Annotated in this window: 18 protein-coding genes; 11 read left to right on the top strand and 7 right to left on the bottom strand. The window is 71.2% G+C overall.

Annotated elements, in window-relative coordinates; genetic code table 11:
• Window positions 1–207 precede the first annotated feature (207 nt).
• Window positions 208–1,884, top strand: coding sequence for a serine hydrolase domain-containing protein (locus tag O0S08_RS49670; protein WP_269036592.1), 1,677 nt, complete (start codon window positions 208–210; stop codon window positions 1,882–1,884).
• On the opposite strand, the gene O0S08_RS49665 is transcribed toward O0S08_RS49670, so the two are convergent.
• A complete protein-coding gene (locus O0S08_RS49665) occupies window positions 1,865–3,079 on the bottom strand; it encodes an MYXO-CTERM sorting domain-containing protein (RefSeq protein WP_269036591.1) in 1,215 nt (404 codons plus the stop codon). The genes O0S08_RS49670 and O0S08_RS49665 overlap by 20 nt on opposite strands.
• A 98-nt stretch (window positions 3,080–3,177) precedes the next feature.
• Here O0S08_RS49665 and O0S08_RS49660 point away from each other — a divergent pair, with 98 nt between their 5' ends.
• The 6 genes from O0S08_RS49660 to O0S08_RS49635 all read left to right on the top strand — a co-directional run bounded on the left by O0S08_RS49660 (window position 3,178) and on the right by O0S08_RS49635 (window position 9,700).
• Window positions 3,178–3,900 (top strand): hypothetical protein, encoded by a 723-nt coding sequence (locus tag O0S08_RS49660; protein WP_269036590.1) that lies wholly within the window; start codon window positions 3,178–3,180, stop codon window positions 3,898–3,900.
• Window positions 3,901–4,127: 227 nt separating this feature from the next.
• Entirely contained in the window at window positions 4,128–5,024 is an 897-nt protein-coding gene (locus O0S08_RS49655; RefSeq protein ID WP_269036589.1) for a M28 family metallopeptidase, read from the top strand.
• A gap of 187 nt (window positions 5,025–5,211) precedes the next feature.
• A complete protein-coding gene (locus tag O0S08_RS49650; RefSeq protein WP_269036588.1) occupies window positions 5,212–5,937 on the top strand; it encodes a hypothetical protein in 726 nt (241 codons plus the stop codon).
• Between the two features lie 57 nt (window positions 5,938–5,994).
• Window positions 5,995–6,135 carry a hypothetical protein gene (locus O0S08_RS49645; RefSeq protein WP_269036587.1) on the top strand — a complete coding sequence of 47 codons (141 nt, stop codon included), beginning with the start codon at window positions 5,995–5,997 and terminating at the stop codon, window positions 6,133–6,135.
• An 86-nt stretch (window positions 6,136–6,221) separates the two neighbouring features.
• Window positions 6,222–8,051 (top strand): NAD(P)/FAD-dependent oxidoreductase, encoded by a 1,830-nt coding sequence (locus tag O0S08_RS49640; RefSeq protein WP_269036586.1) that lies wholly within the window; start codon window positions 6,222–6,224, stop codon window positions 8,049–8,051.
• Window positions 8,042–9,700, top strand: coding sequence for a S53 family peptidase (locus O0S08_RS49635; RefSeq protein ID WP_269036585.1), 1,659 nt, complete (start codon window positions 8,042–8,044; stop codon window positions 9,698–9,700). Before O0S08_RS49640 ends, O0S08_RS49635 begins: the two co-directional genes overlap by 10 nt.
• A gap of 74 nt (window positions 9,701–9,774) precedes the next feature.
• Here O0S08_RS49635 and O0S08_RS49630 read toward each other — a convergent pair whose 3' ends face one another.
• The gene (locus O0S08_RS49630) at window positions 9,775–11,478 is read right to left on the bottom strand and encodes an Eco57I restriction-modification methylase domain-containing protein (protein ID WP_269036584.1); all 1,704 of its coding nucleotides are present in this window, start codon (window positions 11,476–11,478) and stop codon (window positions 9,775–9,777) included.
• A 116-nt stretch (window positions 11,479–11,594) separates the two neighbouring features.
• Between O0S08_RS49630 and O0S08_RS49625 the strand changes: the two genes are divergently transcribed.
• Window positions 11,595–12,551 (top strand): MSS51 C-terminal domain-containing protein, encoded by a 957-nt coding sequence (locus O0S08_RS49625; protein ID WP_269036583.1) that lies wholly within the window; start codon window positions 11,595–11,597, stop codon window positions 12,549–12,551.
• 23 nt (window positions 12,552–12,574) lie between these two features.
• Here O0S08_RS49625 and O0S08_RS49620 read toward each other — a convergent pair whose 3' ends face one another.
• The gene (locus O0S08_RS49620; RefSeq protein WP_269036582.1) at window positions 12,575–13,843 is read right to left on the bottom strand and encodes a metallophosphoesterase; all 1,269 of its coding nucleotides are present in this window, start codon (window positions 13,841–13,843) and stop codon (window positions 12,575–12,577) included.
• A gap of 1,076 nt (window positions 13,844–14,919) precedes the next feature.
• Here O0S08_RS49620 and O0S08_RS49615 point away from each other — a divergent pair.
• Both O0S08_RS49615 and O0S08_RS49610 read left to right on the top strand, forming a co-directional pair.
• Window positions 14,920–15,390 carry a hypothetical protein gene (locus O0S08_RS49615; RefSeq protein WP_269036581.1) on the top strand — a complete coding sequence of 157 codons (471 nt, stop codon included), beginning with the start codon at window positions 14,920–14,922 and terminating at the stop codon, window positions 15,388–15,390.
• A 107-nt stretch (window positions 15,391–15,497) separates the two neighbouring features.
• On the top strand, window positions 15,498–16,337 hold the full coding sequence (locus O0S08_RS49610) for an MbnP family copper-binding protein (protein WP_269036580.1): 840 nt from the start codon (window positions 15,498–15,500) through the stop codon (window positions 16,335–16,337).
• A gap of 75 nt (window positions 16,338–16,412) precedes the next feature.
• Here the strand turns inward: O0S08_RS49610 and O0S08_RS49605 are convergent, their stop codons facing one another.
• Window positions 16,413–17,708 carry a hypothetical protein gene (locus tag O0S08_RS49605; RefSeq protein WP_269036579.1) on the bottom strand — a complete coding sequence of 432 codons (1,296 nt, stop codon included), beginning with the start codon at window positions 17,706–17,708 and terminating at the stop codon, window positions 16,413–16,415.
• 70 nt (window positions 17,709–17,778) lie between these two features.
• On the opposite strand from O0S08_RS49605, the gene O0S08_RS49600 reads away from it, so the two are divergent.
• Entirely contained in the window at window positions 17,779–18,111 is a 333-nt protein-coding gene (locus O0S08_RS49600; RefSeq protein ID WP_269036578.1) for a hypothetical protein, read from the top strand.
• Window positions 18,112–18,670: 559 nt separating this feature from the next.
• Here the strand turns inward: O0S08_RS49600 and O0S08_RS49595 are convergent.
• From O0S08_RS49595 to O0S08_RS49585, 3 genes are read right to left on the bottom strand one after another with little or no spacing between them, the layout of a single operon-like run.
• Complete coding sequence (locus tag O0S08_RS49595; protein ID WP_269036577.1) at window positions 18,671–19,093, bottom strand: acyl-CoA thioesterase; 423 nt, start codon at window positions 19,091–19,093, stop codon at window positions 18,671–18,673.
• Entirely contained in the window at window positions 19,080–20,102 is a 1,023-nt protein-coding gene (locus O0S08_RS49590; RefSeq protein WP_269036576.1) for a ribonucleotide-diphosphate reductase subunit beta, read from the bottom strand. The genes O0S08_RS49595 and O0S08_RS49590 overlap by 14 nt, the downstream gene beginning before the upstream one ends.
• A complete protein-coding gene (locus O0S08_RS49585) occupies window positions 20,099–22,510 on the bottom strand; it encodes a ribonucleoside-diphosphate reductase subunit alpha (RefSeq protein WP_276082580.1) in 2,412 nt (803 codons plus the stop codon). The genes O0S08_RS49590 and O0S08_RS49585 overlap by 4 nt, the downstream gene beginning before the upstream one ends.
• Window positions 22,511–22,525 lie beyond the last annotated feature (15 nt).

Here is a 22,525-nt window from a genome sequence, read left to right as displayed (position 1 = left end):
CCGTCCCTCTCGCCCATCGAACAACTCCGCCTCGATCGCCGCATGCGCAATCCCGCGACCCTCTCGCACGCACCCCGAGCCCCATCTCTTCGGGCGCGCTCGATCGCCTGCCGACAGCGCACCACCCCTGCGAGCGCGTCATTCCTTCATCCGTCCATCGTGCGCCGCTGCCTCCCCGTCCCTCGCGCCCTCGCGTACGATGCAACAATGCGCCGCCGCAGCTTCCTCGCCGCGACCGCCGCGCTCGCGTGCGGTCGGCCGGGCAAGACCACGCCCGCATTCGGCGAGACGCGCGACACCGTCGCCGCGCTGATCGACGCCTGGCGCGAGAAGATGCCGGTGGTCGGCCTCAGCATCGCGCTCGTCGACCGCGGCGAGCTCGCCTGGGCGACCGGCTTCGGCATGGCCGACCGCGAGGCCGGTCGTCCCGCCGCCGCCGACACGGTCTACGCGCTCGGCTCTCTGACCAAGATCTACACCGCCCTCGCCGCCGTGCGCGCCTGGCAGGCCGCCGAGCTCGACCTCGACGCGCCGCTGCGACGTCACCTCCCGCAGCTGCGCGCCCCCGGCAGCGACGCCATCCGCCTGCGCCACCTCCTGTGCCACCGCTCGGGCCTCGTCTCCGACTGGCACCGCGGCAGCCTCGGCGCCCGCCCCCCGGACTGGACTCGGGTCGCCGACGAGATCGCCGACGAGCCGCTGATCGCCGCGCCGGACAGCTGGTACGCCTACTCCAACGTCGGCTACACGCTCTTGGGACATGTCCTTTCAAACATATCCCCAAAGCCCTACGACGAGCACGTCCTCGACGTCGCCCGCCTCGCGCTCGGCGGCTCCGGTCTGCGCTTCGACCCGCCGCCGCAGATGGCCGCCGGCTACTGCGCAGGCCGGCGCGAGGACGAGCCGCGCCTGCGCCTGCAACCGGCGGCCGGCATGCTCGGCAGCGTCGTCGACCTCGTCCCGCTGATCCGCTGGTTGCTCGCGGGCGAGGGCGCCGCCGCGGCCATGCTCACCCCGCAGGCGGCCGGCCCGCTCGATTTCGACGAGCGCTGGGGCCTCGGCCTCGCCCTGCGGCACGTCGGCCTCGCCCACGCCGGCCGCGTCGCCTGGCACACCGGCCGCACCTTGTGTCACCGCGCCGTCCTGTTCGCCCTGCCCGACCGCGGCCTCGGCGTCGCAGTCCTCGCCAACTTCCGCGAAGCCGGCGGCGTCGAGGACCTCGCCGCCTTCGCCTTGCAGACCGCCCTGCTCGAGCGCGACGGCCTCGACCTCCCCGCCAGCGCCAGCGACGCCGAGGAGCGCCCGCGCGCCGCCTTCGACCGCGAAGCCCTGCAGCGCCACGTCGGCCGCTACGCCAACGAGTTCGACGTCGTCCGCCTCGACATCGAGCGCGGCGGCCTCGTCTCGCGCGCAGAGATCGGCAAGACCGCCCTGATCCCCGCCCCCGGCGGCGGCTTCCACAGCGCCGACAACCCCGACGCCCACGTCGACATCGCCGACCACGCCGGCCATCACGTCCTCACCAGCACCGTCCGCGGCGTCACCACCCGCGTCGGTGTTCGCTGTCCCGAAGGACCTGTCCCCGAGGACTGGCTGCGTCGCGCCGGCCGCTACCGCGTCGACGCCGACCCCGGCGAGATCGTCGCCTTCAAGGCCGCGCACCTCGAGCACGTCGTCGGCGGCCTCGAGCTCCGCCTCGAGCTGCCGCAAGCGTTCGCCACCAGCTCGACGCTCGCCCGCTTCGCGCTCGAGGTCCTCGGCCCGAACGAGGCGCGGATCTTCGGCATCGGCCGCGGCAAGGGCCAGCGCGTCGCCGCCGAGGACGGCCCCGACGGCCCGGTCCTGACGTGGGCCGGCTACCGCCTCACCCGCAGCGACGTCTGACTCCCGCGAGCGCCGACGAAAACCCACCACGCCGTCGTCGCCGCAGACCCATCAGCCCGAGCAACGAAAGCCCCGCCGCGCCCCACGACGGACCGCCGCTCGCACACGCGCACCCGTGGGCCACGAGTCCGTCCCCCGGGCTCGTCGTCCCCGCGGAGCTCTCGCCGCCCGACCCCGACGTCGACGCCCCCGTGTCCTCCTGGCTGTTCGGCCATGCGATGCATCGATCGGGGTCCCACGCCATGTGCGCCTCGTCGACCTCGCACACATACGGCGCGCCCACGCAGGCCGCGAGCGCCGGCGAATCAGGGGCCAGCTTCTGATGCCCGAGCTGACTCGCCAGCGCGTCGGCGTGACACTGCTGCGGCCCGGTCACCGTCTGGCTGGTGACGAGGTTGCGCAGGACGATCTCGCTGCAGAACGGCTCGGTCCCCCAGGTCTGCAGCGCGAACCCGTCGTCCAGCGCGAACGCTTGCTTCCGCAGCTCCCCGGCGACGAACAACTCGGCGCTGATCATCGACGCCGTGCCCGACGCCACCACCGGCTTGCCGACCGCCTCGATGTTCATCATCCCGTACCAGTCGAGCGGCGCGCAGTGGCCCACTTCGGGGGCCACCACCCTGAAGCCGTCGCAAGTGACCCATTCTCCCTGCGGGTAGGCGCCGTCACAACAGACGAGCTGATCGAGGTAGTCGAGGTACAGCGGTTGCAGCGCCTCGCTCACAGTCACCGCCGGGAACTCGAGCGGCGGCATCGGCCCGCCCGCGATCTCGACCTCGAACTCGAACGGCTCGCTCGGCGACCCGCAGACCGCGGGGTCCGGCCCGGCCTCGACGTTGATGATCCGCCCGCTCACGACCACCGTGCTGCCGGCCACGAACGGCGCCTCCGGCCGCCACGCCACGACCTCTTCGATCCCGACCTCCTCGAGCGCTCCGGGCAGCACGAGCCCGTCGAGCGTCACCTCGATCTCGATGAAATCCAGCACCGGCGGCGCCCCCGAGGGCCCGGAGATCCGCATGAAGATCATCCCGTCGGTCGGGATCGCCGCAGTGAACACCTCCTCGACCGTGGTCCACGTGTCCACGAAGTCACAGGGCCCCGGGAAGTCGCCGCAAGCCGCCGCCTCGCGCGCGACGAGCCCGACCGCGAATCCGAGGCAGGACGCCAGGCGCCACGAGATCGAGCGATCCATCGCTCCTTGTTACCACAACCCCGCGCCTGTTCGCGCCGCGAGTCGACGCGACGCCGGCGGCGCGAGATCGACGCGACGATCCAGGCGTTCGCCGACCCGTGCACCGCAGCCAGGTCCCGATCCCCGAACCGTGTCACGAGAATTGGGAATCGATGGAGGTGGCCGGACCGCGGCGATTCTGTCACGCCTGCCGCGAGCACGTGCACGACCTCTCCGCCATGTCGCAGCAGGACGCCGCGGCGCTGCTGCGGAGCGGCCGATCGCTGTGCGTCCGCTACGTCGTCGATCGCCAGCAAAACCTCCGCTTCGACGTCCCGCGCGCCGGCCTCACCCGCAACCTCGTGCGCACCGCCCTCGCGGCCTCGGCCCTGGTCGCCTGCACTCCTCACGGTGAGGACACCGTCGTCCCCGGCCTCGACGACGACGTCCGGCCCGCGCTGAGCACCGACCGCATCACGCGGCCCGACCGCATCGAGGAAGCTTGCGAATCGCGGCCCGTCCCGCGCCAGAGCACCGAAGAACCAGAGGACCGCGAGCTCATGGGTAAGGTGGTGCCGGAGCTCCTGGGAGAAGTCGAGGCGAGAGAGCGTGACCGCCTGCTCGAGCTCGAGCGCCTGGCCACCGAAGCGAGCGAGGCGTCCGGTCCACATTCGCCGCCCCGCGGCGACGATTCTCGGCAAGAGTTCATCGGCTTCGTGCGGATCTCCGCCGCCCTGGAGAAAGCCCTCGAACCGAGTCCTGCCGAGCGAGAACAGCAATCGCGCGAGCGGGAGCGCCTGCTCGCGCTCGAGCGCGCCTACACCGAAGCAAACGTCCCCTGACGTCCCCGGCCCGGGCGCCGCCGGTTTCCGCTACGATCGGCCGCATGCAAGCTCGCCCTTCGGAGAGACGCGCGCGGATCGAAGACCTCGTTCGCTACCTCTGTTCGCCGGAGTGCGCCGGCCGGGCGCCCGGCACGCCCGGAGGTTTGGCGGCGCGCAGGCGGATCGTCGACGAGTTTCGCGCCATCGGAGCGAGGCCGGGCGGCACGGACGGGTACTTGCAGCCCGTGCCTGACTGCGGCGCCAACGTCCTGGCCGAGATGCCGGGGAGCGGGCCGCTCGGCGAGCGAACGATCGTCGTCGCCGCGCACTACGATCATTTGGGTTCGCTCTCCGACGACACGGTCTTTTGGGGCGCCGACGACAACGCCGCCGCGGTGGCGATCCTCGTCGAGGTCGGGCGCGAGCTCCTCGCGCGCGGGCGGTCCGGGCGGCGCGTCGTCCTCGCCGCCTACGACGGCGAGGAGCCGCCGCACTTCCTCCACGGCACCATGGGTTCGATGTATCACGTCGCCCATCCGACCGCGCCGCTCGCCGGCATCGACATGATGGTGTGCATGGACCTGTGCGGCCACGCGCTCGGGCCCGTCGGGTGTCCGAGCGAGGTCCGCGACTCCGTGTTCGTCCTCGGCGCCGAGCTCAGCCCCGGCACCGGCGACCTCGTCCAGGACGCCGCGATCGCCGGCGGCATCTACCCGCGCCGCGCCGACCTCGACGTCATCCCGCCGCTCAGCGACTACCAACCTTTCCGCGCGGCCGGCGTCCCGGTGCTCTTCCTCAGCTGCGGCCGCTGGGAGCACTATCACCAGCCGACCGACACCCCCGATCGGCTCGACTTCGACAAGATCGTCTCCACCGTCGACTACCTGGCCCGCCTCGTCCAGCTGCTGCGCGAGCGGCCCGAGGCCCCTGCCCCGTTCGACACCCACGCGCGCGACGACATCGCCACCATCGCCTCGCTGCGGAGCCTCGCCCGCCACCTCGCCCCGCACGTCCCCGCCGTCTCGCTCGCCATCGCCGAGCTCGACGCCCTCGCCGCCCTCGCCGCCCGCGGCCCCCTGAGTCACGAGCAGCGCCAGCAGCTGTCGTGGATGGTCGCCGGCCTCGAGGACGCCCTGTCCTGATCGACATGTCTCTTTAGACACGCCCTATTGACCATACTCGCGGCACCCGTCTGCCGATCGGGACCGGCCCGAGACCGGAGTCGATCGCTGCGCGCGCAGCCCGTCTCCCGCCCCGCCGGGGCCCGTCCGTCAGGAATGTGGACGCGGCCCCGATCGAAGTGACCACTGCGATCACTACGCGATCGAGATGGTCAACGCGACCCTGACAACGACCGCAGCCGACCGCGAAGTCGCCGCCGTCCGCAACCTCCTCGACCGCGCAGTCGCCTCCGCCTTCGCGGTCGCGCGGCCCGAGGTCGTCCCGCCGCTCACCGCCACGCGCTGGGCCTGGCGCCTCGCCGGCCTGTATCACCTCACGCACTCCACCCCGACGCTGCTCGGCCTCGCCGCCGAGCGCTTCGCGGCCGCGGGTCGCAGCGTCCTCGCGGGGTGGGCCCGCCAGCGCGCGCGCGAGGAGAGCAACCACGACCGGCTCGCGCTGAAGGACCTGCGCGACCTCGGCTACGACCCCGTGGCAGTCATCGCGCGCGTGCGTCCGGCCACCGCGATCCGCATGGTCGACTACTTCGAGCGCAGCGTCCTCGCCTTCGACCCGATCCGCTGCGTCGGCTACGCCTACACCGTCGAGCGTCTGGCGATGACCGTGCGCGAGCCCGACATCCGCGCGGTCGAGGCCGTCCTCCCGCCGGGCACGCGGGCCACGCGGTGCTTACGGGTCCACAGCGCCGCCGGCAGCGACGCCGATCACGTCGCCGACACCGTCCTCGCCGTCGCTCGCCTCACCGTCGGCGAGCGCGCGCGGATCGCCGAGGCCGCGCGCGACACCGCCGTCCTCTGCTTCACCCCCGACCCCGCCGGCCCGCCGAGCGACGCCGACATCGCCGCGATGCTCGCCCCCTGCCGCGTCCACTGAGCTCCTCGAATCGTATCACCGGTAAAAAATCACAATAACACCGCTGGAGAGACTGCCATGAACAAGCAAGAGACCACCCAGACCACCGAGACCACCACCCAGGACGCCGCCTTCGAGGTCCGCGAGGGCCGAGCCGACGAGCTTCAGGTCGTCGAATTCGACAGCGTCCCCCTCACCGACATCAACTTCGGCTTCTGAGCCGCCCGGCCGCCGCGGAGCCGACCCGGCTCCGCGGCGCCTCTTTTGCCCGTTCTTCGTCGCTCCCCCGACACCGAGGATTCGTCATGACCGTCGAGCACGCAGACTGTGTGGTCCTGGGCGGCGGCCCCGCCGGCAGCACCTTCGCCGCGATCGCCAAGAAGTACGCCCCCGGGGCCAAGATCGTCCTGTTGGAGAAATGCCGGTTCCCGCGCTGGCACATCGGCGAATCGACGATCCCCGCCGCCAACGGCGTGCTCGAGGACCTCGGCGTCTACCAGACGATGCTCGCCTCCGACTTCGTCAAGAAGATGGGCGTCACCTTCATCTGGGGTCGAGATCGCAAGCCCTGGACCGCCGATTACCTGACGCTCAAGACGATCTCCCGCGCCGGCGGTGACGCCTCGGTCATCGAGGTCACCGGCCAGGACTTCGAAAAGCTGCTCGGCCCCGGCCAGACCCAGCGCACCCCCTATTCGGCCTTCAACGTCGAGCGCTCGCGCTTCGACAAGCTGCTGCTCGACAACGCCCGCCGCCTCGGCGCCGACGTCCGCGAGGGCACCAGGGCCCTCGGCGCCGCCCGGGTCGGCGAATCGTCGCGGCACACGATCGACTGGGAGGACGACGCCGGCCACGGCGGCACGATCACCGCCGACTTCGTGCTCGACGCCACCGGCCTGTCGCACCTGCTCACCAGGGGCGAGCGCGTCTACGACGAGAACCTCAACAACTTCGCCGTCTACGGCTACCTCCAGGGGGCCGAGTGGAAGGTCACCTTCAGCGGCTCCGAAGATCGTTCGACCGTCTTCATCGCCGCCATCGAGCACGGGTGGATCTGGTACTTCCCGCTCGCCCGCGACCTGATGACCGTGGGCGTCGTCACCAACCGGCATCACTTCGCCGACAAGCTGGCGGGCGTCGACCTCGAGACCTTCTTCTGGAAGTCGCTGCGCTCGTGCCCCGAGGTCGCCGGTCTCATTCAGAACGCCACCCTGCGCGACGACATTCTCCCCAAGAACGCGCGCGTCGGCGCCTGCCAGGACTGGTCGTCGTGGGCCAGGGAGACCGTCGGCGACGGCTGGGCGGCCGCGGGCGACGCGGCGATGTTCGTCGACCCGATCCTCTCCACCGGCGTCACCCTGGCCCTTCAGACAGGTCACCGCGCGGCCTACACCTGGCTGACCCAGCGCGCGCGGCCCGACCTGCCGGCCGCCAGCCTGTGGCGCGCCTACTCCGATTACCTGCGCGGCGAGTACGGCGCCTTCCTGACCCTCGCCCGCTACTTTTACGGCAACAACAAGGCGGCACCCTCGTGGTGGTGGACCGCGCAGCAGCTGGTCAACGCCTCCGGTCGCCTGCGGCTCGAGGACCGGCAGGCCTTCACGATGGCGACCGCCGGCTTCTTCCCGGTCCCGCGGGCGCTCGGCGCCGGCGCCGAGGTGGTGGTCCCGCTGATCCAGGGCATCACCGGCGCGGCCGACGGCCTCGAGGCGATCTACCGCGACGCCGGCGTACCTGCCCCGGAGGACCTGTCTCACGAGACATACTCGCTCGTGGCCCCGTTCCGCCTCGACCTGCGCACCGAGCCGGGCCTCGAGCGCGGCCTCAGCGGGCGCCTCGAGGTGTACCACGACCTCGTGACCGAGACCCCGCAGATGAGCCACCGACTGGCCGCCACGCCTGCGCGCATCGATCCGGCCCTGGCCCCCGTGGTCGCGGCCATGCACGAGTGCAGCGACGTCGCCGACCTGCTCGCGCGCGCCCGGGCGCTGTTCCCCGCCCGCGACCCCGCGGTCCTGCGCGCGGCCGTGCTCGCCATCGTCCGCGTCGCCGCGATGAAGGGATTTATTGGACTCGAAGGTCCGCGCGCGGCCGCGGCGGTGTCCCCCGCGCTCGAGGCCGTCGCGTGCGCCTGAGCCTGCAGCTGGCCCCTGCGGCCGATCTGCGCGACCTCGCCGACGCGGTGTCCTCGCCCGGCGATCCGCAATTCGGCCGCCACCTCGATCGCTCCGCCCTCGCCGCGCGCATCGCCCGGCCGCCCGAGCTTCACACCCAGATCGGGCAATGGTTCGCCGCCGCGAACATCCCCGCCGTCGCGACCGGCCTCGCCGACCTCACCTGGATCGCCGAGCTCGACCGCGCTCGACTGACATGTCTCCTGGGACATGATGCCGAGCAGCTGCTCGCGCGCCGGCGCCTCGTCGACGACGCCGCGCGTGCGCTCGTCCCCCCGTCATTCGCCGCGAGCATCGCCGCGCTCGAGCTCGGCCCGTGGCGGCCGCCGGAGCCGCCGCGCGTGCTCGCCGATCCGGGCGCCGCGCCTCCGCCCGTGCCTGCGACCGGGCTGCGCCCTGCCGAGCTCGCGCGCGGCTACGACTTCGACGACGACACCGACGGCGGGGGCGAGACGATCGCAGTCATGGCCCTCGGAGGTGTGCCCGACGCGGCCGACGTCCACGGCTTCGCCCGCGCCTTCGGCCTGCCCGCGCCGCAGATCGAGCTGGTCCAGCTCACCCCGCTGGGCGCCTGCGCCACCGACCCGCGGTTCCGCTTCGAGACCACCATGGGCCTGCAGTGGCTGGCCGCCGTCGCCCCACGCGCCCGGATCGTCGTCTACCTCCTCGACCCGACCGTCGCCGCCGACCCCTGGAGCACCTTCTTAAAAAATGTCCTCTCGGACATGTCCCGAGAGACTACCATTGCAGTGACCAGCTGGAGCGCCCCCGCGCGGCAGTACTACGCGGTCCACGGCCGCCGACGCTTCGCCGACTTGCTCGATCTCGCGGCCGTCCTCGGCGTCACCGTCGTGGCCGCCAGCGGCGACTGGGGCGCCTATGATGGCTTCCCCAGCAGCGGCCCGGCGCGCGACGCCTGCGACGCCCTCGTCCCGCGCGACACCTTCCCCGGCTGCGAGGCCCGCGTCCTCAGCGTCGGCGGCACGCACGTGGTCGCGCGCGAGCCCTGGCGCGAGCTCGCCTGGAGCGCCCCCGTCTCGCCTGCTTTGCGCGCCGCCATCGGTCTGCCCGCGCTGGCCGGCAGCGGCGGCGTCAGCGTGCACGTGCCCGTGCCCGACTATCAACGCGACCTCCTGCCCCGCGAATTCTCGCGCGGCCCGGCCGACGCCCCCGTGCCCGCGAGCGGCCGCGTGCAGCCCGACGTCGCCCTGATGGCCTGGGGCCCGGACGTCGGCGAACGGCCGACCGCCTACGCCTGCCTGTTCGACGGCGAGTTCCGCGACGACGTCGGCGGCACCAGCGTGGCTGCGCCGATCTGGGCCGGCATCGTCGCCCGCCTCAACCAACGCCGGCGCCGCCACGGCCTCACCCGCGTAGGTCAGCTCCAGCCGCGCCTCTACCCCGCCGGCGTTCGTCACCCCGAGCTGCTGCGCGACATCGTCGAGGGCCACACCGACCTCGAGCTGCCGCTGCTCACCACCGACGACACCCGCCGCTGGCAGGTCCTCCCCGGCTTCCGCGCCGGCCCCGGCTTCGACCCCGCCACCGGCCTCGGCGTCCCGCAAGTCGCCCGCCTCGCCGCGCGCCTCGGCACCTCCGACGAGCCGTGATCGCCGCCTCTCTCATGATGTCTTCACGGACATGCGTGGAAGAGTGCACATGTCCCTTGGGACATGTAGATGTTTCAAGAATTTTTGCGAGCGACGCGAGCGGCAGCCGCCGCCTTGCGGATCGTCTCGGCCTCGGCGCGCCGCAGGCCGTAGGCCGCGAACGTCGCGCGATCGATGGCGGCAGGGTCGTCGGGCGCGGCCGCGATCAAGGCCGCCCGCGCCTGCGCAGGTACGTCGGCCCAGCGCGGCACGCGGATCCGCCGCAGGTACTGCGCCTGGAACCGCAAGAAACCGCCGGCCATCTTGACCCCGTAGCTGGCCACGAACAGCACCGCCAGCGACGAGCGGAGGATCGTCGCCAGCGCCCGCAGGTCCCACGTCGTCGACGTCACGTGGTAGAGGTTGTGGTGCGGATAATAGAGACCCTCGTCGTAGGCCACGGTCGCCTCGCCCTTGATGTCGGGGATCAGCAGCTTGGGCGTGCGCGTCAGCGCCGGGTCGATGCGGTCGATGGTGCGGTACCACCCCTCGGGGTTGCGGCGCGCCACGTAGCGCCGCTGCAGCGCCCCCTGGTGCTCGCGCAAGTACGCCGCGAACTTCGGATAGCTCCGGGCCTCCGCCAGCGCCCCGTCGACCTCGAACGGATTGACGATCCCCCGCCCTCGCCACGCGATCGTCCCGTCGCGCAGATCGGCCGCCATCACCAGCGGCAGCTTGCGCGCCGGCTCCACCGGCAGCCCCGCGAAGTCGGCGATGAACACTCGATCGGCCCCGGTCGCCACCCCGATCCCCACCCGGCACCCGGCCTCCTCGAGCGTCGCGAACTCGCCCTCGAGGCGGCGGAGCACGCGGAGCTGCTCGCAGCCCTCGAGCAGCCACGGGTCCTCGCCGCAGACCGCCTGCGCCACCTCCTCGACGCGCGGATCGCCGACCGGCCCCGCCCGCGTCATCGCCTGCACCACCGCAGGCAGCTCGCCGGCGATCTGCGGCCGCCGGGCGATCCGCGTCAGTTCGCCCGCGCCGCGGCGGATCACTGTGATCGCCGGATACGCGAACACCTCCGACTGGAACGCGTCCGTGCCCTCCATGTCGATGTAGTGCGACAGGTGATAGTCGCGGGCCACGAGCCCGCGCAGCGGCCCCCCGTAGCGGTTCTTCAGCCAGCGGTTGGCGCAGATGAACGCCAGCCGACCGTCGTCGCCGAGCAGCTGCAAGCCGCGCTCGAAGAACGGCACGTAGAGGTCGGCGCGGTCGTAGATGGTACGATAGCGCCGGCGATATTCTGCGAGCAGGGGCTCGGGGATCCGCTCTTGCCGCACGTACGGCGGGTTACCGACCACCACGTCGAACGGGCCCGCCAGCGGCGCGAGCAGGAAGTCGCCCTCGATCAGCCACGCCTCGCACAGCCAGGCCGCGTCGCCGCTGCTCGCGCCCCACTCACGCAGCCGGGCCTGCACGCGCTCGCGCGTCCGCGCGAACGACTCGCAGTGCACCTCGACCCCGCGGATCGCCGCGCCGAGGCCTCGCGCGTCCGCGGGCCCGAGCCCCGCGGCCTCACATGCGGCCAGCAACCGCTCGACGATCGCCAGCAAAAAATCACCCGCGCCGAACGACGGCTCGAGCACCGACCAGCGCTGCAGCGGTCGATCGGCCGTGTAACCCGCGAGGTCGAGCAGCGCCTCGACCACCTCGGGCCGCGTGAACACTGCGCCGCGCTCGCTCGCGTCTGCCCCGGCGAGGCGGGACCGGGGCGCGCGCGGCTCGAGCGACGACTGCACGGGGCTTGCGAGATCTTAGCGCGTTCCCTGCCCGCGTGCGCTGCGCTCGCCGCGTCCACTCGTCGGTCTCGCCTTCGCTGACCGCGCCGTCGCTCGCCGCCCTACACTGGCCCGCGATGCCGCGGCTGCTCGACTACCCCAGCCAGTGCGCCGAGCTCGAGAAGATGGCGCGGCTCGAGCCTCGCCCGCCCGCGACCGCCGAACCAGCGGGCCTCGCCCCGGCCTCGCCCACCGCGACCTGCCTCGTGTGTGGCATCAGCCCCGCCCGCGTCTGCCTCGGCTGCGACGGCGTCGCTTACTGCGGCGACGACCACCGCCGCCTCGACCTCCGCTGGCACGCCCCGGTCTGCCCCGCCCTGCGAGCGATCGCCGACGACCTCGCCCACCTCCGCGAGCGCCCGCGCGAGCGCCTCGAGGCCGCGCTCCTCGCCCGCGCGCGGCGCAGCCCGGCCGTCCCTGCCGGGTGGGACGACTGGCTCGGCCCCGACCTCTCGCCGGCAGAGCGCAGGTGCCTGAGCGACCTCGCCACGCGGCCGCTGACTCTGGCCCACCTCCTCACCTTGCTCTCCGACCATGTCCTGAAGGACACCTCGCGACCGACCGCGATCCACGTGATCGCCGCGGCCCAGCGCGAGCGCGACGTCTCGCCGGGCCTGTGGCTCGAGCTGGAGCGGCTGTTTCCCGGGCGGCGCTTCGCCTTCACGCTCATCGGCCCCGAGCTCGCGGCCGACGACCTCGGGCCGGCGGTGCGCGTGGTGCCGGGGCTGTACCGGCGCGCCCAGTGGTCCGAGCTCGGGCGCCCCGACCTCGTCATCGGCTACGACTGCGGCCTCCTCCTCTATCCCTCGTGGAAGCCGACCATGCACGACCTGCGCGGCTCCGGCGTCCCGTTTGCGATCACCAGCTACCGCGGGTGGGAGGCCGCCGGCGAGGCGCGGGTGTTGCGGGCGATCGGCGCCGAGCCGCTGCTGCCGCCGTGCCCCAACCCGTTCGCCTCGCTCTCGGCCCGGCGCTCGACCACCGTCGCCAACGACTTCGCCCGCGACAACGCCTTCGTCAGCGCCTGGCGCTGATCGCCTGTCGCGATTGCGGGCCGCTATTTGTGAATGATGTCGAATTCGTCGACGATGTCGCCCTTCACGTTTTTGAAGTAGCCGTGGGCCGCGTTGGGGTCGCCGTCGACGTAGAAGCGGAGGAACAGGACCCCGTGTTCGGCCTCGAAGTTGTTCTCCTCCACCCCGTTCTTGAGCCAGTAGTTGTCGGTGTAGACCGAAGCCCACCAGCTCTGGCCGTCGTGGAGGCCGGAGTCCCAGTCGCGGATGCTCCTGCCCCCGAGGCCCGACACCACCGAGAACGTGCGGCCCGGGCCCACCTCCAACAACTCGGCCATCCCAGTGGCACCATGGGATGCACCCTTGTTACCCACGTCGGTGAGCGTGCGCGTGCGCGCGTACGAGTGCTCGTGGCCCATGGCGATGATCGACCCGTCGTCCTGGCACGACTGCAGCGCCTCCCACGTCAGGTCATCGGGCTTGTCGCCGGCCTGCAGGTCGCGCTGGTTCTTGTGGAACGTACAGAGGCTCCACAGGTGGTCGTCGGCGGCCAGCACCTGGGCGAGGTGCTTCTCGTGGTCGCTGTCGGAGCCCTTGGTGCCGAGGCCCGAGAGCACGAAGTGGAGCCCGCGATAGGTGCAGTTCGACTTCACGCCGAGGTCGCCCTCGCAGCTCGCGCCGGGGATCTTCGCCAGGCGGGTCTTCAGCTTGTCCTGGTAGCCCGACCACGCGTCGGCGTCGTGGTTGCCGATCACCGCGAACACCGGGAAGCTGTCGCCGAGCACGCTCTCCATCTCGCTCGCCCACCCGTCGGGGTCGTCGCCGTAGTCGAAGTCGCCGAGGATGATGACGAAGTCGGCCTTCTCCGCCAGCACCAGGTCGTATACAGCCTTGGTGTTGTTGCCGGTGCCCTGGTCGCCGAACAGCGCCACCAGCAGGTTCTCGTCGGTCGCGTTGGCGGGCGGCGGATTGCCCTGTCCGCCCGTCGTGCCGTCCCCCGTCGTGCCGCTCGTGCCGCTCGTGCCGCTCGTGCTGCTCGTGCCGGTGGTCGCGTCGGGCCCGGAGTCGGTCGTCGCTGGCCCGTCGTTCGTGGTCGTCGGCACGCCGCTCGTGCTCATGTCCAGCGTCTCGAACGCCCCGCTCAGGTTGCCGGTCGTCGTCGAGCTGCCGCCCGTGGTCGGCGCCGGCTCCGCGGCGGTCCCGCCGTCGGTGCCTACATGGGTCCCCCCGCTGCTCGACCCGCTGCTGCCCGTGTCGGCCTCGGTGAGTCCCATCGTCGCCGACGACGTATAGCCGCCGGTACTGAAGGTCACGGTGCTGAATCCGGATTGTTCGGTCCCCGCGCCGCTCGAACAGGCGATGCCCAGACACGCAGGGAGGCCCAGGAGGAAATGACGGGAGTGCATAAGAAAGCAAGCTACTCCAGTTCATCGATGCGGTGTACACATTCAAATCGGCGCCGATACCGCCATTCGGCCCCCTGGAGCCAGCAGTCTCGGCCGCAGAACGCTGCTCCGCCCCAGATCTGACCGCTTCCTGCACCGGTGCGCAGGGTTCAACATCGCAGCAATTTCTGCACAAATTGTGGCACCCCGCGCCTAGAACGGCTCACGGACGCGCCGCCGTCGCGTCCGGAGCGGCACTCTCACCCACTCACACAGACAGCTCGGATGAGTCGAGACCGATCGGCGGTGACAACGCGAATGTCTGAAGGCCGCGCCCGCGATGACACGATCGTGACATGATTAACGTTGACCGCGATCGCTCATCGTGCGCACGCGCCAAATTGCGCGCACCCATCATTGGTGCGGACCTCGGTCATTCGTCGACACTCACCTCGCCGCCGACGTGGAAGCGCAAGAACAACTTCTCTAATCGAAGGAGAGCCCTGAACCTGCTCCCGTCGCGGGGCTGATCGTGGCCGGCGTGGATCCTCGACCACCCGGTGTCGTCGTCGCGGGGGTCGGTGTCGTAATCGCGGATGCTGGCGCCGCCGAGGCCCGAGCAGGCGGTGAAGATGCACCCGACGTCGAGCGCCGCAGCTCCGGCAGCCCGATCGCGTCGAGCATCGTCGTCGGTCCCTCTCTTCGTCGCCGTCGTCGTCGCCCGTCGCCGCGGTCGCGCCCGGCACCCTGCCGCCGACCTCGCTCGCGCTGGCGGACCGAGAGACGGGCCGAGGCGAAGGCGCGACGATGCATGGGGGCGCACCTTACGGCCCTCGCGGCGTGCGTCACGAATTCGCCCGCGCTCGTGGCCTCACCCGTCGCCTGCGAGCCCCACGGCGCACCTGCGACACCCGGCCGCAGGCTGGCCCTCGCGCCCTCTCGGCTACAGTGACCCGCCGGTCCGCTCGCCCTGGGCCTGCGTACCGCGACCACGCGCTCTTGCCATGAAGACGATCTTCGCGCCCCTCCTCCTCGGTTTGGCCGCCTGCGGCACCACCCATTCCGGCACTGACCACGATTCGCACGACACCTCGACCGGCCACGCGCACGACACCTCGACCGGCACCGACTCGACCGCCACCGGACACGAGCAAACCACCGACCACGACACCGACCACGAGCACACCACCGAGCACGAGCCGACCTCGACCGGCGCCACCACCGAGGGGAGCTCGCCGGCCGCCGACTATTGTGAGTGCATGCTCGTCAATTGCCACGACCAGTATCACGGCACCTGGGGCGAGGAGCACCCGATGTCGGAGATCAACTGCAAAGCCGCTGCTGACATGCTGCCGACCGTCGGCATGCCGGCGATGTCCGGCAATTCGCTGGAGTGCCGGCTCTACCACTGCGAGCAGGCGGCCGGCGACGAGTCGCTGTGCGAGGCCGCCATCGGCGGCGCCCCCTGTGCCTGAGCCACACGGCCGCTCTGCGGCCGGAACGGCGGAAACCATCGGTCCGCCGACGGACGTCGGCCTCCGCCACCCGCTCCGTCTTCGGCCGCCCCGGCTAGACTGACGCGATGCGCGTCTGCCTCCTGTCCCTCGCCCTCCTCGCGGCCTGTACCGGCCGCGACACCGACGACGGCACCATCGAGCTGTTCTTCCGCCCCACCGTCGGCAGCTCCTATTTCAGCTGCAACGAGGTCTACCCGGAGGCGACCGCCAACGTCGAACCGCAGGACTTCCGCCTGTTCATCCACGCGGTCCGCCTCGTCACCGCCGACGGCGAGGAGCACCCCCTCGAGCTGCTCGACGACGGCCAGTTCCAGGCCCGCGGCGTCGCCCTCCTCGACTTCGAGGACGCCAGCGGCGAGTGCCGCCGCGGCACCCCTGCCCTCAACAAGACCGTCCGCGGCGTCCTCTCCGAGGCCGACCGCAGCAAACACGCCGACTACGTCGGTCTCCGCTTCCGCGTCGGCGTCCCTCCCGAGCTCGACCTCGCCGACCCCGCCAGCTTGCCTCCACCCCTCGACGAACCCACCCTGCGCTCCGCCATCACCGGCGCCCACCTCTTCTTCACCGCCTGGGCCAAGCAGGAGCCCTTCTCCGCCGCCGACCCCGTGTTCACCGGCGTCGGCATCGACCTCGGCGCCGACGGTTGCATCGGCAACTGCCAGCGCCCCAACCAGTTCGACGTCGCCCTCGACGGCTTCGACCCCGACTCGAGCACCATCGTCGCCGACTGGCGCAGCCTCTACGACGGCCTCGACCTGCGCTTCTGCAGCCAGGCCTCCGGCGCCGCCTGCGGCTGCTGGTCGCGCCAGATCGACGCCCTCTGCCCGCAGCTCTTCCCCCGCCTCGGCCTCGACCTCGCCACCGGCGCCGCCGCCGGCACCCAGGTCGTGTTCCACGTCGATTGAGGATGTCTATTATGATATGTCTTTAAAGACATATCCTGAGGGTCATCCCGCGCGTCGGAGATGTCCTTGCTTGCCTTACGGCCCGCCGGTCAGATCGGGCCGGAGTCGTAACAGGAACATGTGGTATTCGCTCGTCCCGCCGGACGCCACGGCTCCGAGCGGATCGACCGCGAGGGCCTTGGGATAGACCGAATCGTTCCCCGGCGGCGCGTACGTCGCAGTCACCCCCACGTCCTCGAGCCACGTCGCCACGAAGAACCTCTGGCCCGCCTTCGGTCCGATCTGGTGCGGCGGAGCGAACAGGGCGCCTCCTTGATCCCTCCCCTGCCACGCGAACCCCGAGCCGGGCAGCGGTACCGGGTATTCGCCGACGCTGTCCGCCGCGGAGCCGTAGCAGAGCGTCCGAGTCCGCGCGTAGCCGTCGCCGTCGGGCTCGAAGGTCACGAAGAGCGCGTCGTAGCCGCCCTTCGGCAGCCCGTCCGCGTTCTCGCACTCGGCCCACCCCGTCGCCGCGCCGACGAGCGCGATCGTCCCGTCGTGCCCGCGCGCGGTCCCCCGCGCGCGGTCCAGCCCGGGGCCTCCGAGCTGCTCGGCGAAGTCCCAGGGCGGCGGCGCGTTCGCCTCCCACTCGACCGGATCGAAGCGAGCGATGAACAGGTCCCGATCGGCCGCGACCATCTGCGTCTGCCCGAGGCTCAAGGAACCAAGGAAATCGCCGGACACGACCACTCGCCCCGCGTCGACCGTCGCCCCGAACAGCGCCGCCTCGTCACCGTTGCCGGTGCACGCATGGACGATCTCGCCGTCGCCGTCGGCCGGCACCCTGGCGACTAGCATCTCGTGGTGACCGAGATCGTCCCCGCACGCACCGACGACGACCGCCGACTCGTCGACGAGCACCATCTCGTACGCAGCGACCACCTGGTTGGGCGTTTCGAGCGTCTTGCACCACTGCGCGACCCCGTCGGCGGAGAGCTGGAGCATGAAGAGCGTCGGCTGGTCGACCTCGCATGCGACCCCGTCGATCACGAAATCATGATAGGTCGTCCCCGCGACGAACACGCTCCCGTCCGGGCCGAGTCGCAGCGTCGACAGCGTCGCCTCCGTCGCCGCGTTGCTTTCGTCGACCGCGCCGAAAGAGCGCGACCACTTCAATTTTCCCGCGCGATCCATCCGCACCACGTATGCATCGTTCAGCCCGTTCGCCTCGGGCAAGCCCAGCTTCGGCTCGGGGCCCCGATGCCGCCCCGCCAGGATGATGTCCCCGCACTCGTCGAGGGCCACGCGCAGCGCAGCCGCGTACTTCTGGTCGCTGAGCATCAGCCCCGAGCACGCGTCCTCGTCGCACAGCGTCTCGTCGCCGCACAGCACGGGCAGATCGTCGCCGCCCGTCGTCGCGCCGGTGCTCGCGTCCGACGTGCTCCCCGTCGACTCGAGGCCGGTGCTCTCCGTCGACGTGCTCGCGGTGCTCCCGCTCGACGAGCCGCCCGTGCTCTCCGTCCCCGCGCCTTCTCCGGTCGACGTGCTCTCCGTCGGACTCGCCGAGTCGCCCTGTCCATCCGTCGTCGAACCGGTCGATGCGTCCGTCCCCGTGCCCGGTTCCCCCGTCGACCCCGTCGTCGCGCTCGCGCCGGACCCCTCCGACCCGCACGCCGCAAGCATCAACCCGAGCAAACACGCCTGTTTGATCATTTCATCCCCCAGCTCGATCTACCCGCGTAGTCTAGCAGGTCGCTGCAACGATCAAGCAACGACCCGGCAGGAACCGCGCTGAGGGGCTCCCCGGGTAGCGCCTCGGTCGCCGTGAGCGGCCGGCGGAACCCTGGCCGCAAGTCATTCCTGAGTCGCAGCGAGCGCCCGCACCGAAGTCGGATTTGCCGTACGTGTCGGCACGAAGCGCCTGCGCGTCCCGAGCCGGCGATCGCCGGTGACGAGATCCTCGGACCCGGCGTTCGGCGAGCAGATCGCCTCGACCCGTTCGACGAAGCCCGCCCTCGCCGACACGAAGCTCGCCGCGCGAGGAGGACCCGCCGGAAAGGACGCGAGAAAGCGTCTGTTCGGCGGCCAGCCCTGGCCGTCGAACAGACTCCGACGACCTGCCCCGAAGGACATCCGTCATCGAAGCCCGCGACGGCGGGTCGGCCTCTCACGGCTGCGGCCGTGCCAGGGGGTCCGGGGAAGGGTCGACCGTGAATTCGAGACGGGATGGGTGCGAGGCACGAGCGCCCATCCGGGCGCTGAACTCACGGGCGACTCTTCCCCGGACCCCCCGCGAGGCGCAGTCGGCAATTCGCGAACCACAGCCTCACGATCCCCGCGCAAGCAAGCCCCGCTCACCCCTGACTCGAGAGCCCAGGCACCGAAGTCGGATTCCCGTGCGCATCGAGGGCGACCAGCACGAAGCGCCCACGAGTCCCGAGCTGCCGATCGCCGGTCAACAGATCCTCGGCGAACACCTCGACCTCGACCGTGATCGACGTCCGCCCCGTCGCCACCACACGAGCGATAAGCTCCACCAGCTGCCCCTGGCGGATCGGCACATGAAAGTCGACGCGCTCGCTGCTGGCAGTCACCACCGTGCGCCGCGCGTAACGCGAGGCCGCCACGAACGCCGCCTTGTCCATCAGCGCCAGCGCTTGCCCGCCGAACAGAGTCCCGTAGTGGTTCGTCTGCTCCGGGAACACCATCTCGACGAGCCGGGCCTCGCGCACCCGGCCCGCCTCGATCCGCTCGTTGTCTGCCTCAGAACGCTGCATCGAGCACCACCTGTCCGGTCACCCCGACCTGGTACGCCGACACCCGGCGCTCGAAGAAGTTTGCCACCTCCTGCACGTCCTGCAATTCCATGAACGACAGCGGGTTGCTCACGCCGTAGCGGCGGGACATGCCCAGGGTCACCAGCCGCTGGTCGGCGCAGTACTCGAGGTACTGTCGGATGTCGCGCACCGACAGCCCGGCCACGCCGCCGCCGACCAGGTCCTCGGCGAATTGAGTCTCGCAGTCGATCGCCTCGGCGATCATCGCCTGCACCTCCGCCTCGAGCGACGCGTCGAACAGCCCCGGCTCCTCCCGGCGGATCGTGCTCACCACCTCGAAGGCGAACTTCATGTGCGCGCTCTCGTCGCGGAACACCCAGTTGGTCCCGGCCGCCAGCCCGTGCAGCAGCCCGCGCGAGCGCAGGAAGTACACGTAGGCGAACGCGCCGAAGAAGAACAGCCCCTCGACGCACGCGGCGAAGCAGATCAGGTTGAGCACGAACCTGCGCCGCTGCTCGCGGTCGCCCAGCCGCTCCGTGCCCTGGACCGAGTCGAGCCAGCGCATGCAGAACTCGGCCTTGCGGCGGATCGAAGGGATCGTCTCGATCGCCGCGAAGGCCCGGTGGCGCTCGTCGGGGTCCGGCACGTAGGTGTCGAGCAGCGTCAGGTAGAACTGCACGTGCAGCGCCTCCTCGTACAGCTGCCGCGACAGGTACATCCGCGCCTCGGGGGCGTTGATGTGGCGGTACAGGCTCAGCACCACGTTGTTGGCGACGATCGCGTCGCCGGTGGCGAAGAACGCGACCAGCCGCTGCACGAGGTGGCGCTCGGCCTCGGACATGCGGCCGCGAAGGTCGGCGACGTCGGTCGAGAAGTCGACCTCCTCGACGGTCCAGGTGTTCTTGATCGCCGCGCGGTACATCTCGAAGAACACCGGGTAGTGCATCGGCCGCAGCGACAGGCACAGGCCGGGCTCGAGCAGGCGGGTGGGGCGGTGGACGTGACTCATTGGCAGGCCTCGCAGGACTCGGGGTTCTCGAGCGAGCACGCGACCGCCGCGCGCGGGGCCGGCGGCTCCGCGCTCGCCGCCGCGTCGACCGTGGCCTTGGCGATCCGCGTCGCCGGGCGCGAGCGCAGGTAGTAGGTCGTCTTGAGCCCGCGCTTCCACGCGTAGAAGTACATGCTCGACAGCTGGCCGATGCTCGGGCTCTCGATGAACAGGTTCAGCGACTGACTCTGATCGATGAACGCCCCGCGCTCCGCCGCCATGTCGATGAGCGAGCGCATCGGCAGCTCCCACGCGGTGCGGTACACCAGCTTCAGCGCCTCCGGCAGCCCCTCCAGCTGCTGCACCGAGCCCTCGGCCAGCTTGAGGTGGTTGCGCGTCGCCTCGGTCCACAGCCCCAGCTGCTTCAGCGTCGCCACCAGGTAGCGGTTGACCTGCAGGAAGTCGCCCGACAGCGTCTCGCGCTTGAACAGGTTCGACACCTGCGGCTCGATGCACTCGTAGCAGCCGGCGATCGCCGCGATCGTCGCCGTCGGCGCAATCGCCACCAGCAGCGAGTTGCGCAGGCCGTGCGCCCGGATGTCCGTGCGCAGCCTGTCCCAACGTTCAGGTTCGCCCGGAGCCACGTGCCAGGCGTCGAACTGCAGCTCGCCGCGCGCCACCCGGGTCTCGCCGAAGGTCGGGTGCGGCCCGCGCTCGCGCGCCAGGGCGCACGAGGCCGCCAGCGCGTGGAAGTACACCTCCTCGGAGATCTGCCGCGACAGCGCCCGCGCGGCCGCGCAGTCGAAGGCCAGGCCGAGCTGGAAGAACACGTCCTGCAGGCCCATCAGCCCGAGCCCGACCGGCCGCCACTGGGTGTTCGAGTCGCGCGCCCCCGGCAGCGAGTAGTAGTTGAGGTCGATCACCCGGTCGAGCTGCCGCACCGCCAGCCCGACCGTCCGCGCCAATTGATCGAAGTCGAACTCGACCTGTCCATCCGGACATGTACGAACGTGCCGCGCCAGGTTGATCGACCCGAGGTTGCACACCGCCACCTCGTCGCCGGCGGTGACCTCGACGATCTCCGTGCACAGGTTCGACAGGTGCACCACCCGCCCCGGCGCCCCCGTCTGGTTGCAGGTGATGTTGCAGCGATCTTTGAAGGTCATCCAGCCGTTGCCGGTCTGCGCCAGCGTCCGCATCATCCGCGCGTACAGGTCGCGCGCCGAGACTGTCCTTACGGCCAGGCCGGTCCTCTCGTACTCGAGGTAGCGGGCCTCGAACGCCTCGCCGTACAGGTCGGGCAGGTCCTTCACGGTCTTGGGGTCGAACAGGCTCCACGCCGCGTCGGCCTCGACCCGGCGCATGAACAGGTCGGGCACCCAGTTGGCGAGGTTGAGGTTGTGCGTGCGGCTGGCCTCGTCGCCGGTGTTGTCGCGCAGCTCGAGGAACGCCTCGATGTCGGCGTGCCACGACTCGAGGTACACGCAGCAGGCGCCCTTGCGCTTGCCGCCCTGGTTGACCGCCGCCACCGACGCGTCGAGCGTCTTCAGCCACGGCACGATGCCGCAGGAGATCCCATTGGTCACGGTGATCAGCGAGCCGCGCGAGCGCACCCGGTGGTAGGCCAGGCCGATGCCGCCGGAGAACTTCGACAGCATCGCCACGTCGTGGTAGCGCTGGTAGATGTGCGACAGCTGGTCGCGCGGCGAGTCGAGCAGGAAGCAGCTGGCCAATTGTTCATGTCGTGTCCCGGCGTTGAACAGCGTCGGCGAGCTCGGCAGGTACTCCAGCGCCGACAGCAGCGCGTACAGCTCGCGCGCCTCCGCCACCGACTCGGCCAGCGCGCAGGCGATCCGCATGAAGAACTGCTGCGGCGTCTCGATCACCTGCCGCGTCTGCGGGTGGCGCAGCAGGTAGCGGTCGTAGACCGTGCGCAGGCCGAAGTACTCGAACTCGCGGTCGCGCGCCGGCTCCACCATCGCGTCGAGCTCGGCCGCCGCCGCGCTGACGAACGCCTGCAGCCGCTCGTGGATCAGGTTCAGCCGGCGACCGAGCGCGATCGACTCCGAGAACGTGCGGACCCCGGCGAGCCCGACCTCCGCCTCGATGGTGCTCGACAGCAGCCGCGCCGCCAGCCGCGAGTACTGCGGCTCCTCGGCGATCAGCCCCGCTGCGGTCTGGATCGACAGCAGGTCGAGCTCCTGCGTGGTCGCGCCGTCGTACAGGCCGCTGATCGTCCGCGTCGCCACCCGCACCGCGTCGACCGCGTCGAGGCCCGCGCAGCAGCGGTCGACCGCCTGCACGATCTTGTGGATGTCGACCGGCTCGAGCGCCCCGCTGCGCTTCTTCACCCGCATGCTGGTCTGAAAGCCAGATCGGGTCGGCTCGCCCTCCAGCGAGGCCCCGCTCGTCGTGCTGTCCCTGTCCATCTCGCCCTCCTCGGT

The organism is Nannocystis punicea, assembly GCF_026965555.1.
Classification (GTDB): Bacteria; Myxococcota_A; Polyangia; order Nannocystales; family Nannocystaceae; genus Nannocystis; species Nannocystis punicea.
The sequence above is the reverse complement of the archived record's forward strand: the minus strand, read 5'-3'. Positions and strand labels throughout refer to the sequence as shown.

Excerpts from the sequence above, each read along its gene's own strand:
- O0S08_RS49625 (WP_269036583.1), top strand. The coding sequence starts at position 11,595 with ATGCCGCGGCTGCTCGACTACCCCAGCCAGTGCGCCGAGCTCGAGAAG.
- O0S08_RS49610 (WP_269036580.1), top strand. The coding sequence starts at position 15,498 with ATGCGCGTCTGCCTCCTGTCCCTCGCCCTCCTCGCGGCCTGTACCGGC.
- O0S08_RS49665 (WP_269036591.1), bottom strand. The coding sequence starts at position 3,079 with ATGGATCGCTCGATCTCGTGGCGCCTGGCGTCCTGCCTCGGATTCGCG.
- O0S08_RS49585 (WP_276082580.1), bottom strand. The coding sequence starts at position 22,510 with ATGGACAGGGACAGCACGACGAGCGGGGCCTCGCTGGAGGGCGAGCCG.
- O0S08_RS49590 (WP_269036576.1), bottom strand. The coding sequence starts at position 20,102 with ATGAGTCACGTCCACCGCCCCACCCGCCTGCTCGAGCCCGGCCTGTGC.
- O0S08_RS49595 (WP_269036577.1), bottom strand. The coding sequence starts at position 19,093 with ATGCAGCGTTCTGAGGCAGACAACGAGCGGATCGAGGCGGGCCGGGTG.
- O0S08_RS49640 (WP_269036586.1), top strand. The coding sequence starts at position 6,222 with ATGACCGTCGAGCACGCAGACTGTGTGGTCCTGGGCGGCGGCCCCGCC.
- O0S08_RS49615 (WP_269036581.1), top strand. The coding sequence starts at position 14,920 with ATGAAGACGATCTTCGCGCCCCTCCTCCTCGGTTTGGCCGCCTGCGGC.
- O0S08_RS49645 (WP_269036587.1), top strand. The coding sequence starts at position 5,995 with ATGAACAAGCAAGAGACCACCCAGACCACCGAGACCACCACCCAGGAC.
- O0S08_RS49670 (WP_269036592.1), top strand. The coding sequence starts at position 208 with ATGCGCCGCCGCAGCTTCCTCGCCGCGACCGCCGCGCTCGCGTGCGGT.
- O0S08_RS49650 (WP_269036588.1), top strand. The coding sequence starts at position 5,212 with ATGGTCAACGCGACCCTGACAACGACCGCAGCCGACCGCGAAGTCGCC.